Annotated in this window: 13 protein-coding genes; 7 read left to right on the top strand and 6 right to left on the bottom strand. The window is 62.0% G+C overall.

The window, feature by feature from the left end; all coding sequences use genetic code 11:
* Positions 1 to 7 precede the first annotated feature (7 nt).
* Complete coding sequence (locus NKI52_RS07240; protein ID WP_023675475.1) at positions 8 to 949, bottom strand: D-ribose ABC transporter substrate-binding protein; 942 nt, start codon at positions 947 to 949, stop codon at positions 8 to 10.
* A gap of 263 nt (positions 950 to 1,212) precedes the next feature.
* A complete protein-coding gene (locus NKI52_RS07235) occupies positions 1,213 to 2,040 on the bottom strand; it encodes a phosphogluconate dehydrogenase C-terminal domain-containing protein (protein ID WP_352568083.1) in 828 nt (275 codons plus the stop codon).
* Positions 2,041 to 2,381: 341 nt separating this feature from the next.
* On the opposite strand from NKI52_RS07235, the gene NKI52_RS07230 reads away from it, so the two are divergent.
* The 3 genes from NKI52_RS07230 (at position 2,382) to NKI52_RS07220 (ending at position 4,886) form a co-directional block, all read left to right on the top strand.
* Positions 2,382 to 3,056, top strand: coding sequence for a DUF2161 domain-containing phosphodiesterase (locus tag NKI52_RS07230; RefSeq protein ID WP_352577760.1), 675 nt, complete (start codon positions 2,382 to 2,384; stop codon positions 3,054 to 3,056).
* Positions 3,057 to 3,203: 147 nt separating this feature from the next.
* Positions 3,204 to 3,629, top strand: coding sequence for a hypothetical protein (locus tag NKI52_RS07225; RefSeq protein ID WP_023675471.1), 426 nt, complete (start codon positions 3,204 to 3,206; stop codon positions 3,627 to 3,629).
* Positions 3,630 to 3,695: 66 nt separating this feature from the next.
* A complete protein-coding gene (locus NKI52_RS07220; protein WP_352615389.1) occupies positions 3,696 to 4,886 on the top strand; it encodes an NADH-quinone oxidoreductase subunit D in 1,191 nt (396 codons plus the stop codon).
* 286 nt (positions 4,887 to 5,172) lie between these two features.
* Here the strand turns inward: NKI52_RS07220 and NKI52_RS07215 are convergent, their stop codons facing one another.
* Positions 5,173 to 5,604, bottom strand: coding sequence for a hypothetical protein (locus tag NKI52_RS07215; RefSeq protein WP_023675469.1), 432 nt, complete (start codon positions 5,602 to 5,604; stop codon positions 5,173 to 5,175).
* A 268-nt stretch (positions 5,605 to 5,872) separates the two neighbouring features.
* Between NKI52_RS07215 and NKI52_RS07210 the strand changes: the two genes are divergently transcribed.
* The 3 genes from NKI52_RS07210 to NKI52_RS07200 are packed head-to-tail and all read left to right on the top strand — an operon-like array spanning position 5,873 to position 8,886.
* Positions 5,873 to 7,048 (top strand): HlyD family secretion protein, encoded by a 1,176-nt coding sequence (locus tag NKI52_RS07210; RefSeq protein WP_352697460.1) that lies wholly within the window; start codon positions 5,873 to 5,875, stop codon positions 7,046 to 7,048.
* Positions 7,045 to 8,658, top strand: a complete 1,614-nt coding sequence (locus NKI52_RS07205; protein WP_352697458.1) for a DHA2 family efflux MFS transporter permease subunit — start codon at positions 7,045 to 7,047, stop codon at positions 8,656 to 8,658. Before NKI52_RS07210 ends, NKI52_RS07205 begins: the two co-directional genes overlap by 4 nt.
* A 60-nt stretch (positions 8,659 to 8,718) precedes the next feature.
* On the top strand, positions 8,719 to 8,886 hold the full coding sequence (locus NKI52_RS07200; RefSeq protein ID WP_352448160.1) for a hypothetical protein: 168 nt from the start codon (positions 8,719 to 8,721) through the stop codon (positions 8,884 to 8,886).
* 4 nt (positions 8,887 to 8,890) lie between these two features.
* Here the strand turns inward: NKI52_RS07200 and NKI52_RS07195 are convergent, their stop codons facing one another.
* Positions 8,891 to 9,643, bottom strand: coding sequence for a metallophosphoesterase family protein (locus tag NKI52_RS07195; RefSeq protein WP_023675466.1), 753 nt, complete (start codon positions 9,641 to 9,643; stop codon positions 8,891 to 8,893).
* On the bottom strand, positions 9,636 to 10,448 hold the full coding sequence (locus tag NKI52_RS07190) for a nucleotidyltransferase family protein (protein ID WP_352586627.1): 813 nt from the start codon (positions 10,446 to 10,448) through the stop codon (positions 9,636 to 9,638). Before NKI52_RS07190 ends, NKI52_RS07195 begins: the two co-directional genes overlap by 8 nt.
* A gap of 708 nt (positions 10,449 to 11,156) precedes the next feature.
* Between NKI52_RS07190 and NKI52_RS07185 the strand changes: the two genes are divergently transcribed.
* Positions 11,157 to 12,020, top strand: a complete 864-nt coding sequence (locus tag NKI52_RS07185; protein ID WP_352697672.1) for a hypothetical protein — start codon at positions 11,157 to 11,159, stop codon at positions 12,018 to 12,020.
* Positions 12,021 to 12,079: 59 nt separating this feature from the next.
* Here the strand turns inward: NKI52_RS07185 and amaB are convergent, their stop codons facing one another.
* On the bottom strand, positions 12,080 to 13,594 hold the full coding sequence (gene amaB / locus NKI52_RS07180; protein ID WP_352568310.1) for an L-piperidine-6-carboxylate dehydrogenase: 1,515 nt from the start codon (positions 13,592 to 13,594) through the stop codon (positions 12,080 to 12,082).
* Between the last annotated feature and the right edge of the window lie 156 nt (positions 13,595 to 13,750).

Genomic DNA, 13,750 nt, shown 5'->3' with positions numbered 1-13,750 from the left:
CACCGGCTCAGTTGGTGAGCGCGAACGTCTCCAGCTTGGCGGCATTGTCGCCATTGACCAGGACGCAGTCCATCAATTGCTTTTCTTCGGCGGGAGACTTCTTGTTTTTGATGAAGTCGTTGGCCTGCTCGACCGCCATCTGCGCCTGCGCGAAGGCCGGCTGCAGGACTGTCGCCTTGATGCCGCCGGAGGTGATCGAGTCGCGCACGTCGTTCGACCCGTCGAAGCCGACGACGATGACGTCCTTGCGGCCGGCAGCGGCAAGTGCCGCATAAGCGCCCATCGCCATCGTGTCGTTGCCGGAGATCACGCCCTTGATATCGGGATTGGCCTGGAGGATCGATTCCATCTTTGAATAGGCCTCGGTCTGGCTCCAATTGGCCGACTGCTGCGCCACCATCTTCAGGTCCGGATAGTCGTCGATGACGTCGTGGTAACCCTTGGAGCGGATGCCGGCATTGGTGTCGGATTCCTTGCCGACGAGCTCGACGAAATTACCCTTCTCGCCCATCAGTTTGACGAATTCCTGTGCGCCGAGCTGGGCGCCCTGATAATTGTTGGAGACGATCTGCGCGACGGCAACGCCGGTGGCATTGATCTCGCGATCGATCAGGAAGGAAGGAACGCCCGCGTCCTTGGCCTTCTGCACCGCGGCGACGGTGGCGTCGGCGCCGGCATTATCGAGGATGATCGCCTTGGCGCCGCGGCCAATCGCCGTGTCGATCAATTCGGACTGCTTGTTGGCGTCGTCGTCATGGACGAGCACCAACGCCTCGTAACCGAGTTCCTTGGCCTTGGCCTCCGCGCCGACAGCTTCCGCCTTGAAGAACGGATTGTCATGCGAGGGCGTGATGATGGCGATCAAATCCGCCGCATAGGCGGGTGCGGCGGTGCCAAGCGCCAGCATACCGGCAAAAGCCGCAAGCGTCATTCTGCGTGTCAGTTTCATGTATTCCTCCCGTTGAAAATCCGTGCCTTATCCCAAGGCTATATGCATTCGATTTCGTTAGCCGGCCGTAGGCGGCGGGTCGCGTCAGATTCACAAGCCTTGCCGGCTTCACTTCGACGGATCGCTCCCCCTATCCTCCACTCATCCAGCGCCTGATCCTGCTGCGAAGCTTGACGGTCCGATCCATCGAACAGCTAAGCCAACTGGTATGATGAGTCAATGACAATTTCAGGTGACATGTTCCGGAAGACGCGTCGCTGCCCTCAAGTGATGCGCTGAATGCTCGCGGCAATCTCCTCCGGCTCGAACACCCGCTTCCAGTCGTCTCGCATCAGCACCGGCTTGCCGAACTCTATCGCCTTGTTGCAGGCGTCGGAGAACACGCCTTTGGTCTCGCCGAAGATGACGGCGCCAAGCACGTTCATATGGCCAAGCAGGAAGTCGAGCGCCGCCTGCTTGTCGACCCCGCGCGCCACCACCTCGTCAACGGCCTCCTTCATGACGACGAGCAGCGAAGCGCATACCGTTTCCGAAAGGCCGGGCTCGAGCAGCGCCATCTGATCGACGGTGACGCGATGCGAGCGCATGACCGGGGCCCAGATGATCTTGGCGATCGCCTCACCCTTGGCGAAATCTTCCTCGGGTCCCTGCATCAAGGCGCTGACCATGTGTTGCTTGGCCTTGACGCCGCCGAAATAGTCCTTCTTCGCCGCCATGTCGGTCTCGTCGTTGAAGATCGGCGGATGGCACGGGTGGGTGACGAAATAGGTCAGGTCCGGCCGCTTCGGCAAATGCCCGGCGAAAGGTGCCGCGGCGTCGAGCACGACGACCATCGTGCCTGATGCAAGCTTGCTCTCGATACTCGCCGCGACCTTGCCGATGTGCGTGTCCGGCACCGCCAGGATCACCACATCGGCGCCATCAAGCGCCTCATCGGCGCTGACGGCATCGATGCCGAGACCCGACTTAAGCCGCTCGCGGCCGGCGTCGCTGACCTCGACATGGCGTATCGTATAGGGAGATCCGCGAAAATTGGTCGACAGACGGTAACCCATTTTGCCGCCCGCACCAAACAGCGCAATCGTTGTCATGTGTCCGTTACTCCTGAATTCAAACGACGGCCCTGCCGATCGTCATCCCATTGACTTGTGTGCACATTGCCGCCGGTTGGCGGATTAGAGAACGCAGGGGAGCCGCCGCTCAAATGACGATGCCATGGACGATGTCTCGGGCGCCCGGATGTCCAGCACAGCGCAGCTACGCGGAGCATGCTACCTTAGGTACACATTATACCAGCATACCAAATTGGCAAGCGGCCATGGCACGGCTCTGACCACTTGCTCGGTCGTCGTTTACCTCCTGTTCAACGGCAAGGAGCAATCATCGCGCTGAACCGCCGATCGGCGGGATGATTCGCAGCGAACAAAGGCCCATGCTCGAAACGTCACTCTACAGCCCGGTCAAGGCCTTCCTCGAAGGCCTGGGATTTATGGTCAAGGGCGAGATCGGCGGCTGCGATCTGCTGGCGCTGAGTGCCGACTCTCCACCGATCGTCGTCATCTGCGAGCTGAAGCTGAAGTTCAATCTCGAACTCATCCTCCAGGGCGTCGACCGTATGGCGGCGAGCGACGAGGTCTGGCTAGCGGCATGCATGTCGGCCCGTGGCAAGGGCCGTGAGAGCGATGTGAGATACCGCAATCTCTGCCGTCGGCTCGGCTTTGGCCTGCTTGGCGTGCGACCGAACGGCGAGGTTCAGGTGCTGCTCAGCCCGACGGCATTGGCTCCGCGTCGCGATCCCCGGCGCCGCTCGAAGCTAATTGACGAACATCGGCGTCGGCAGGGCGATCCTGTCGCCGGCGGCGGCTCGCGTGCGCCGATCATGACCGCTTATCGCCAGCAGGCGCTGGCATGCGCCGCAGCGCTCGCCGACGGCCCAAAGCGGCCGCGTGACTTGAAGCCCAACCTGCCGAACGCGCCTAAGATCCTGCTGCACAATGTGTATCGCTGGTTCGCGCGCACCGATCGCGGGATCTACGAACTGACCGCTCAGGGCCGTGAGGCGTTGCAGCGCTGGCCGCAGCCCGATCGCAGCCACACCGCTGCCTGAGACAGGCAACGCCGGATTTCGCGCCCTGCTTTCCGCGACAATCACGGCTTTCGGCAAGACATCACCTCGGTCACGGAACCATATTTCGACACGATGGTTTTGTCGTCACCGAATTGATCGTCCGCTGAGCAAACGGAAGGAACGGCCATGCGCCTATCGACGACAATTGCCACACTTTCGGCACTGGCCCTTGCCTCGCCGGTCTATGCGCAATCCGTGGGACCAGAGCTTGCCCCTGTCCCGCCGACGGCCCCGCAAACCCTGCCGGAGCAAGCCACGCCCGAAGGGACCACTCCCGACCAGACTACACCTGACCAAGCCTTCTCCGCCCAGAATTTCACCGCAGTGACAATCGTGGCGATGGAGGATCTGCCTCCTGACATCAAGGCACAGGCGGAGGCCGTCGTCACCCAGACCAGCGCCGAGGATTTGCGCATCCTGCAAAGTTCGATCGACGCATCGCCGCAGGCGGCATCGGCGCTGGCGGCGAACGGGCTTAATTCCACGCAGGTCGTGGCGGCCAATATCGACGGCGACGGCACGCTGACGCTGATCATCCAGACGACGACGTGAGCGGCTGAAAGCGGACAAGCCGGCTCCGGCACGGAAACGAAGGCCGCCCGATCGCGGAGGACTGTCATGGCCGAGGCTGCAGTTCGCAACTTCACCATCAATTTCGGGCCACAACATCCCTCCGCTCACGGCGTCCTGCGGCTGGTGCTCGAACTCGACGGCGAGATCGTGGAACGCGCCGATCCCCACATCGGCCTGCTGCATCGCGGCACCGAAAAGCTCATCGAGTACAAGAACTACCTGCAGGCCTTGCCCTATTTCGACCGGCTCGACTACGTCGCGCCGATGAACCAGGAGCATGCATTCTGTCTCGCCGCCGAGAAGCTCCTCGAAATATCGGTCCCGAAACGCGGACAGCTCATCCGCGTGCTTTTCTGCGAAATAGGCCGGCTGTTATCGCACCTCCTCAACGTCACCACGCAAGCCATGGACATCGGCGCGCTGACGCCGCCGCTCTGGGGTTTCGCCGAGCGCGAGAAGCTGATGGTCTTTTATGAGCGCGCGTCCGGCGCCCGCATGCACGCGAATTATTTCAGGGTCGGCGGCGTGCATCAGGATCTGCCGCCGGAACTCCTCGACGACATCTGGAAGTTCTGCGATCCGTTCCTCAAGGTCTGCGACAATCTCGAAGAGCTGTTGACCGAGAACCGCATTTTCAAGCAGCGCAATGTCGATGTCGGCGTGATCGGCCTCGACGATGCCTGGGCCTGGGGCTTTTCCGGCGTGATGGTGCGCGGATCGGGCGCGTCCTGGGACCTGCGCAAGGCGCAGCCATACGAATGCTATTCGGAGATGGATTTCGATATCCCAGTCGGCAAGCATGGCGACTGCTACGACCGCTATCTCGTCCGCATGGAGGAAATGCGCCAGTCGGTCCGGATCATGCGGCAATGTCTGGAAAAGTTGCGCTCACCAGAAGGTCAGGGGCCGGTCGCGATCCCGAACCGCAAGATCACGCCGCCGCCGCGTGCCACGATGAAGCGCTCGATGGAAGCGACGATCCACCACTTCAAACTTTATACCGAAGGCATTCGCGTGCCGAGCGGTGAAGTCTATGCCGCCGTCGAGGCGCCGAAGGGTGAATTCGGCGTCTACCTCGTGTCGGACGGGGGCAACGTTCCCTACCGATGCAAGATCCGCGCACCTTCCTTCGCCCACCTGCAAGCGATGGATTTCCTGTCCCGAGGCCATATGATCGCCGATGTTGCCGCGATCATCGGCTCGCTCGACATCGTGTTCGGAGAAATCGATCGCTAGTTTAGCCAGGTCGCAGGATCTTCCCCGATCGCAGGATCATTCGTCGTTAGTAGCCGCGCAGGCAGGCCTGGACGGCGCACGACCGCCGGTCAGACGAAGGCTCTCACCTGCGGCGGGCCAGCTCAAATTCTCACATCAAAGACTGACGCATGGCCGCGACAAGGCGCAGCCAAGCGTCGAGGAGTTTCACAATCTGCGCGGCCCGACGGGGCACGAGCCCTTCCAAGTTCGGAAGCGCTCTCCACGGCGCGGAAAGAACGCGTGTTCCGCCGTTCCTCGTACCGCCTCAATGCACGATCAAGCCCTTCATCCAGGCAACAAATCTGTTGCCGCGAACTATCCCGCGCACCCTGGCAGCGGCCCATCTCGCTTGCATCGTAGCGCCGACATGGCAATGGCAGACGATTTGATGCAACTGCCGGTCGCTCAGTTCGAAGAAGCGCTTTGCCTCACCATAGGTATCATCGCTGAGGCCCATGGCACGCAGAACCGGATCCTCGAAGGCGACAGTGAGCGGCGTCCCAGCGCCACGCGATCTGTCACGCGCTTCCCTGTTCATATATTCGGTGCCTGGAAGCGCCCCAAGGCATCGGGTCGGGTTTTGTTCGAGAAGTTCCGCCCAACGTTCAATCCGCTGGGTTCGAGTCATCGCCGGGTACGCCGCGAAGGACTCAACTTCCGCGACGGCCTGCAGTTGGTCGAGTGTTTGATGTTTCATGGTCGGCTCCTGTCGACAGGTGAATTCGCCCACGCCTACATGAGCAATTATCGCGCCATGGAGCGCTGACAAGGCCGGACCGCCGTAACATGAGGCGTACGGATCACCTGCCCGGTGAAGCGGCGCTCGAATTCCGACGCGCCCCCGCCTGTGTTCGATGTCGACCCGTTAACCGAACCCGTTTCCGGACAGGAACTTTTGCGGAAGCTTGCCGTTTGGCTTTGCGTCCGCTTCGGCGGCTGCAATATCAGTCTTGAAAGCAATTCCGTTGGACACGAAGCCTCAACGCGTCGAGCAAGACGTCGAGCCTGTAAATGAAACCCGGGAGCAACCGGCCCCGGTTCGAGAATCTCGTGAGCGATCGGCAGAGCCCCGGCAGGAGAAGCTCGACGGGAATGCCTCGCAACGAAAGGCCGGTCTGCTCGGCTTTCCCAGGCGCCATCCCTATGCGGCCGCAGCCATCGCGCTTGCGCTGTTGCTCGTCGCGGCAGGCATCGCGATCTGGTGGCTGAACGCTCGCCAGTACGAATCGACCGACGACGCCTTCATAGATGCGCGCACAGTGACGATCGGTGCGCAAATAGCCGGCCGCATTACCGAGCTGGCGGTTACCGACAATCAGCATGTACAGGCGGGCGATGTCCTCCTGCGTATCGACGACAGCGACTATCAGGCAAACCTGAAGCAGGCCGATGCCGGTGTCGCCGCGGCCGAGGCCGAAATCGTCAATGTCGCCGCCCAGATCGAGGCTCAAAAGGCAAAGGTGAACGCTGCCCAGAGGCAGGTTGCACAGGCCAAGGCAGCGCTGGATTTCGCCAAGGCCGAGGATCAACGCAATCGCGAACTCCTGGCCAGGGGCACAGCAACGCAGCAGCAGGCGCAGCAGGCGGCATCGACGTTGCGTCAGGACCAGGCCGCGCTGGACAGCGCCGAGGCCAATGTCGCCTCCGCAAAAAGCCAGGTTTCGGTCTTGCAGGCACAGGCCAGGAGCGCCGAGGCGCAGCTCGAGCAGGCAAAGGCCAGCCAGGAGCAAGCCCGCATGACGCTGTCGCGCACGACTATCACAGCACCCGCAGCCGGGCGCGCAACGAGCATTTCCGCCGCTAAGGGCACCTACGCCCAACCCGGCCAGGTATTGATGATGTTCGTTCCCGACGAGGTCTGGGTGAAGGCCAATTTCAAGGAGACGCAGCTCGATCTGATGCGGCAGGGACAGCCGGTCGACATCGACATCGACGCCTACCCGGACAAGTCCTTTCATGGCCGCGTCGACAGCATCCAGGCCGGCAGCGGCACCGCCTTCAGCCTCCTGCCGGCCGAAAATGCCACCGGCAATTACGTCAAGGTGGTGCAGCGCGTGCCGGTCAAGATCGTCTTCGACAAGCCGCCGGATGTGCTTCTCGGGCCAGGCCTGTCGGTGGTGCCGACGGTCAAGGTGCGATGAACGGCGAAACCGCCAGAAATCAGGGCGAAAGCCGATCCGCCGCCGGGACACACAATCCGTGGCTCATCGCCGTCGTCGTCTCCATCGCCACTTTCATGCTGGTGCTGGACACCTCGATCGCCAATGTCGCCCTGCGCAACATCGCCGGCAGCCTGGCGGCCGGAATGGATGAAAGCACCTGGGTGATTACCACCTATCTCGTTGCCAACTCGGTGATCATTCCGGTCAGCGGCTGGCTGGCAAGCGTCATCGGCCGAAAGCGCTACTACATGCTCTGCGTTGCGACCTTCACCGTCGCGTCGCTGCTGTGCGGACTGGCGCCCAACCTGGAACTGCTCATCCTGTTCAGGGTCCTTCAGGGCCTCGGCGGCGGCGGCATGGCGCCAAGCGAGCAATCGATCCTTGCCGACACCTTTCCGCCTGAAAAGCGCTCGCAGGCCTTCGCGCTTTACGGCATTGCCGTCATCGTCGCACCGACGGTCGGGCCGACGATCGGCGGCTGGCTGACGGACCATTTCTCCTGGCACTGGATCTTCTTTATCAACGTGCCGTTCGGCATCCTGTCGCTGGCCCTGGTGCAATGGCTGTTGGTCGAGCCGGACGTACTCGAACGCGAACGCAAGGAACGACTGAAGGGCGGCCTGAAGATCGACGGGGTCGGGTTCGTCCTGGTGGCGATTGCCTTGGGGTGCCTGGAGATTTTTCTCGACCGGGGCCAGCGCTACGATTGGTTCGCCTCGGATTTCATCACCACTTTCGCAGTGATTTCCGCGATCGCGTTCCTGCTGCTTATCCCATGGGAACTCAGTCGCAGCGATCCGGTCGTCGACATGCGTCTATTGTTCACGCGCCAATTCGGCACGGCCTTCCTGGTCATGATGGCGGTCGGTGCTATCCTGTTCAGCACCACCCAGATCGTGCCGCAGCTGCAGCAGACGACATTTGCCTACACCGCGACGCTCTCGGGCCTTTCGATGATGCCGGGCGGCATCGCCATGCTGATCTTGATGCCGGTATCCGGATTTGTAGGCACCATCGTGCAGCCCAAATACCTGATCATGATGGGCATGTCGGTGGTCGCAGTGGCCCTTTGGCATATGACCTCGCTCACCCCGGACGCCAGCTTCCGCTTCTTTGCCTTTGCCCGTGTTTTCCTGATGGTCGGACTGCCGTTCCTGTTCATTCCCATCTCGACCGCGGCCTATGTCGGCCTGCCCCCGCAGAAGACCAACCAGGCATCGGCGCTGATCAACGTTGCGCGCAATATCGGCGGCAGCATCGGCGTCTCGCTGTCCAACACCGTCATTGCGCAAAGCTCCCAGATCCATCAATCGAATCTGGTCGGCCACACCGTGCAGTCGTCGCCCGCCTATCAGCAGGCGCTTCGGCAGGCGACCGAGCATTTCGTCGCCCAGGGTTCGCCGATGGTCGAGGCGAAGCAGCAGGCGATCGGCTGGCTTGGCCAGTTGATCGCCCGCCAGGCCACGCTGCTCGCCTATGTCGATGTCTTCCGCTACTGCGCGGTGGCAACCGCCCTGCTCGTTCCGCTTGCTCTGCTGCTGCGATCAAGCAAGTCGGGCAGCAGACAGGCGAATCCGGAGATGGGCTGACCAGAAGGCGGGAACCAGCTGACCCATTGCGTTGTTCTGCGCCAAGAGGAGATGATCACGATGGCCACTATTCCCACACCCGAGCCAATGCCGACCCCGGTGCCGCCGCCTCCCATCCCCGATCCCAAGCCCGTGCGTGAGCCGGACCCCGACAGGCTCCCCGACGAGGACCCCATTCCCAATCCGGATGAAAACGATATTCCGCCGAAGCGGGCGTTCAACATCTAGCCTATCAGATTTCGAGCACAGCGTAGGGGCGGCCGGTCGGCTTGGCGACATGCATGGCAACGTTATAGACCGACGCCCCGCCCGGTGTGCGGCCCTCGTAGGCGCCGCGATGCGCATGGCCATGCACCACCGCGCTGACCTGGAACCGGTCTATTGTCTCGGCCAGGCGTGACGAACCGAGAAACGGGAAGATCTCCAGCGGCTCGCCTTCGACCGTCTCGACGACAGGCGCGTAGTGCAGAACGACAAGCGTGCGTTTGGCGCGGACCTGCCGCATTGCGTTTTCAAGCCGCATCGCTTCGTTCACGCTTTCCGCCACCATTGACTTGATCGCCGGTTCGCCGAAGGAGCCGAGCATGCGCGATCCAAAACCGCCAACGAAACCCTTGACCCCGACGAACCCGACCTCGTGAATCTCCGTCGCCTCGCCGTCGAGCAGGTGAACGCCCGCCTGGCGCAGAATGTCGGTGACCTGCTCGACGGCGCCTGACTCATAGTCGTGGTTGCCAAGTACGGCGACGACCGGGATCGTGCAGGCACGCAGTTCCTCGGCAAGGATTTCGGCCTCCCGAGGCTTGCCGAGGTTGGTAAGGTCGCCGGTCAGCACGAGAACCTGGGCTGCACGCGACATCTCGCCGAAAAGATCGCGGTACGAGGCCTGGTCCTCCTTGCCGACATGCAGATCGCCAATGGCGGCGACTTTGAGTGCGCTGCCGTTTTCCGCCTTCGGCGAAGCGGTTTCGAGCTCGTCAGCCATTGCTATGTTCTCCTTCACCGCCGACGTCGGCAAAACCCCAGTCGTTGACGTCGATCTCATAGTCAGTTCGTGAAAGCATGCGCCCACGGCAGATTTTCATCCGGGAAGGTGGCAATTCGCGCTGCTTGGCCAGCCGGTCAAGCAGCTCGTCGAGCAGCCAGGCGGGCACGCGGCCCCGCTCCGTCGGATAGATCCATCGGAAGTTCAAGAGATGCATCAGCAGAACTTCCCAATGAACTTCCATGTAGGAAAGCAGCCTTTGCCAGTCGATCTGGTCGTGGGCCTTGAGGATGGTGTGCGCGACGTCGGCACCATCGTGGCGACCGCGGTCCTGGATGAAACTTTTGGACCAGATAAGCTCGGTGGGCCCGATGATCCGCACCTGGCTGCCCAGCAATTCGCCCTGACGGGCGTGCTCCAGCCACTGGTCGTCGACAGGCATTGTGCCGTTCATCGAGGCGAAAATGACGTCGAAAAAATGGGTGCCCTTGAACACTTTGCCGAGCCACCGGTCGTCCTCGACCACGACGGCGTAGCCGATCTGCTTAAAATGGGCGAGGATGCGCGGGCAGTCGCCGGCCTTGCAGAAAATGTCGAGATCCTTGGTCTGACGGATGATCCCGGTATAGGCGCTTACGGCATAGGTGCCGGCGACGAGAAAGGGGATGCCGGTCGCGACAAGTTCGCGGATCGCTTCGATATAAAAGACCTCCGCTTCGGCATTGCGAAGCGTCGGGGCGGCTTTTGGGTCGACCGACGGAACGGATGCCGGGATGGCGCTTTCCGGTGGGGGATTAATGATCATGGCAATGGCTCCTGGCCCGGCAGACCAGCAGCCGCCTGTATCTAATAGCCAAGCATGCCCGATGGTTCCCGCCGTTACGCGGCACTGCCGCTCTCGCCTGCTGCATCAGGCGGACATGCCGCCGTGGCAGGCCTTCGAAGCGGTCATGGTTGTCGGCTGCGGCGCGGCCCTAAAATGATATGTGAGCGGTCATTTTTGACGTCAAGATCGCAGCGCGGTCAGCCTCAAGCACGTCGAGGCGGAGTGGGCCCGCTATCGTCCTCGGGTTCGGAAAGGATTGGCTTCAACATGGTTCCCGAACTGTCGGAGGCGCTGCGCACTCGGCGCAACAGCCACTTGAGCGCCCGTGGCCAGACCGACTCTGTTTGCCGGAAAGCTGCAGGCGGCGTGGCGAAAAGGCCATTCTCCATTTTGTAGTCCCTCACTGTCTCAGTCCAATCAGCGTTCTTCAACGAGCAAAGCTTGTGTTGGTTCCGCGTCGCCATCGGCGGGAGCACGGGCTGGACAGGCGAAGTCATCGTTGGTGGGTTCGAGCGGGCTAGCCCTCTGCAGCGAAATCAGTGGCCTCGGCGATCAAGTCGCGGAATTCAGCCCACTAGCCGGCGGGATTCAGCTCGTATCCTAATGCGCCGGCTCTGGACACGACCCGCGAAGGCTGAAATTGTGATCGGCATTTTCCAGTTGCAAATTTGGTTGGGCTCGGCGGGGATGGCGCTGGTTTCTGAAGACATTGCCAGCCATCCGGCACTGCGTCGCCATGTCCAGGCTCAGTCGCGGACGCTTCTCCAGACCTATGAAGCGAACCCGCGGCTGGCTTCCGTATTCGCCACGCAACAGCGTTGGCTGATGGCCCATATCGGCCTTGGCTTGTATTTCAATCGAGAGCCGGACGATCATCGCAAGGGACTTACGTCCGCACGGTTCATGGACGACATCTGCCGGCATTCGGTGGCCAGCCGCAACACCGCCGATGCCTTCCTGAAGGAGATGCTGCATTACGGTTTCATCCGGCATCTGCCGATTAAATATGGGCGCATCCGCCCGTTTCAGCCGACCGCGGGCACTCTGGAGACGGTTGCCGGCTGGGTCATGGCTCATCTCAAAACGCTGGACAGCCTGGACGGTGGATCTCGACTGGCTGCATTCGTCGTACAACCGGATGTGCTCGCCAAACTGCAGCCGCTGGTGGCCGACGGCCTGCTTTCGTCGCATGCCGTGCGGCAGCCAAAACAGACTTTTTCCTTGTTCACCTGGCTCGACAATGGCGGCATCGTCATGGATTGGCTGATGTCCGGCGTCGATCCCGATTATGCCGACCTGGACCGAATCCCGACCGGTGTCGTCTCAATCGGGGATTTCGCGAACTGGCTCAAGCTTTCCCGCACTCACCTGTCACGCAAATTGCGCGATGCCGAGGAACTCGGCAGCATCGGCTGGTTGGGCCAGCGCGGTCACTCGGTCATGTGGGTGTCGAGCGAGTTCTATCAGGAATACATGACCGCCCAGGCGGTCAAGCTCGCCATCATCGATGCAGCCTTCGACAACTGTGTTGTAACTTCCGAAACCAGCTGAACCGCGAGCCGACCGCCCTCGTGGCAGCCTTGGCGCCGCCGCGACGGAGGTCTGGCATTTCAATCGATGTCGAACGACACGCCCTGCGCAAGCGGCAGCGCCTTGGAATAATTCACCGTATTGGTGGCGCGCCGCATATAGGCCTTCCAGGCATCGGACCCCGACTCGCGGCCGCCGCCGGTCTCCTTCTCGCCACCGAAGGCACCGCCGATCTCGGCCCCTGACGTGCCTATATTGACGTTGGCGATGCCGCAGTCCGATCCGTCGACGCTAAGAAAGCGCTCGGATTCCTGCAGGTCGCGGGTAAAGATCGAGGATGACAGCCCCGCTCCCACCGCATTGTGTTCTTCTAGCACGGTGTCGAAGTCCGAATATTTCATCACATAGAGGATGGGCGCGAAGGTTTCCTCCGTCACCGGCGAAACCTGCCGCGGCATTTCGACCAGCGCCGGACGCACATAGTAGGCGTCGGGGTGACCGTTCTCGACCCGCATTCCGCCGGTTATCTTACCGCCATGCGAAGCCGCCTCCTCCAGCGCCTTCTGCATATTCTCGTAGGCAGCCTTGTCGATCAGAGGGCCAACCAGAGCGCTTGTCTCCAGCGGATTGCCGACCGAGACGCTCTCATAAGCCTTCTTCAGGCGCGGAACGAGCTGGTCATAGACGCTCTCATGCACGAACAGGCGCCTGAGCGTCGTGCAGCGCTGGCCGGCCGTGCCCATGGCGCCGAAGGCGATAGCGCGGAGCGCCATGTCCAGATCGGCCGTCGGGCAGACGATGCCGGCATTGTTGCCGCCGAGCTCCAGCACCGCACGGGCAAAGCGCTTCGCCAGCCGTGGGCCGACATCCCTGCCCATGCGCGTCGAGCCGGTGGCCGAGACCAGCGGCACCCTGGGATGATCGACCAGGATCTCGCCGACGGCGCGATCGCCGATCAGCACGGGCGCCAGTCCCTGCGGCGCGTCAGCACCGAAACGCTTTACCGCGCGTGCAAAAATCGCTTCGCAGGCGAGCGCCGTCAGCGGCGTCTTCTCCGACGGCTTCCACACCACCGCGTCGCCGCAGACCAGCGCAAGTGCTGCGTTCCACGACCACACCGCGACCGGGAAATTGAAGGCGGAAATGACGCCGACGACACCGAGCGGATGCCAGGTCTCCATCATGCGATGGCCGGGACGCTCGGTGGCGATGGTCAGGCCGTACAATTGCCGGGAAAGACCGACGGCGAAATCGCAGATGTCGATCATCTCCTGCACTTCGCCAAGACCTTCGGATGGGATCTTGCCGACTTCGATCGATACCAACCGGCCAAGCTCGGCCTTGTGTGTGCGCAATTCCTCGCCGAGCAGCCGTACCAGCTCGCCACGCTTGGGAGCTGGTACCTGCCGCCACGCCAGGAAAGCCTTGTGGGCATTGTCGATGGTCGTTGCCGCATCGGCCGGCGAGATGGTCTTCAGCGCGGCGATCTGCTCGCCGGTCACCGGGCTGCGCACGATAAGATCGCCGCCCGTAAGCGCGCGCTCGGCAACGCCCAGTTTCGCCAGAAGCCCGGCCGTTTCCTTCGCAATCGTCATTTTCATCCCTTTCAGATCCCGTCGCTCATATGGCGTCGGTCCAAGCCTTGCGCCATACCCGCTCCCTGCCGGTCGGCACACCAGGCGCTGTCATGGCGTGGCATTACGCGTTTCAGGGAAAAATCGCCACCCCGGCATGGTCCAAGCCGGCGTCCG

The organism is Mesorhizobium sp. M0590, assembly GCF_040320905.1.
In the GTDB taxonomy this organism is placed as follows: domain Bacteria; phylum Pseudomonadota; class Alphaproteobacteria; order Rhizobiales; family Rhizobiaceae; genus Mesorhizobium.
This window is presented reverse-complemented; position numbering and strand designations above follow the sequence as displayed.

Bases quoted from the DNA above. Each gene is read 5' to 3' on its own strand.
- NKI52_RS07240 (WP_023675475.1), bottom strand. From the start codon at position 949: ATGAAACTGACACGCAGAATGACGCTTGCGGCTTTTGCCGGTATGCTG.
- NKI52_RS07235 (WP_352568083.1), bottom strand. From the start codon at position 2,040: ATGACAACGATTGCGCTGTTTGGTGCGGGCGGCAAAATGGGTTACCGT.
- NKI52_RS07230 (WP_352577760.1), top strand. From the start codon at position 2,382: ATGCTCGAAACGTCACTCTACAGCCCGGTCAAGGCCTTCCTCGAAGGC.
- NKI52_RS07225 (WP_023675471.1), top strand. From the start codon at position 3,204: ATGCGCCTATCGACGACAATTGCCACACTTTCGGCACTGGCCCTTGCC.
- NKI52_RS07220 (WP_352615389.1), top strand. From the start codon at position 3,696: ATGGCCGAGGCTGCAGTTCGCAACTTCACCATCAATTTCGGGCCACAA.
- NKI52_RS07215 (WP_023675469.1), bottom strand. From the start codon at position 5,604: ATGAAACATCAAACACTCGACCAACTGCAGGCCGTCGCGGAAGTTGAG.
- NKI52_RS07205 (WP_352697458.1), top strand. From the start codon at position 7,045: ATGAACGGCGAAACCGCCAGAAATCAGGGCGAAAGCCGATCCGCCGCC.
- NKI52_RS07200 (WP_352448160.1), top strand. From the start codon at position 8,719: ATGGCCACTATTCCCACACCCGAGCCAATGCCGACCCCGGTGCCGCCG.
- NKI52_RS07195 (WP_023675466.1), bottom strand. From the start codon at position 9,643: ATGGCTGACGAGCTCGAAACCGCTTCGCCGAAGGCGGAAAACGGCAGC.
- NKI52_RS07190 (WP_352586627.1), bottom strand. From the start codon at position 10,448: ATGATCATTAATCCCCCACCGGAAAGCGCCATCCCGGCATCCGTTCCG.
- NKI52_RS07185 (WP_352697672.1), top strand. From the start codon at position 11,157: ATGGCGCTGGTTTCTGAAGACATTGCCAGCCATCCGGCACTGCGTCGC.
- amaB (WP_352568310.1), bottom strand. From the start codon at position 13,594: ATGACGATTGCGAAGGAAACGGCCGGGCTTCTGGCGAAACTGGGCGTT.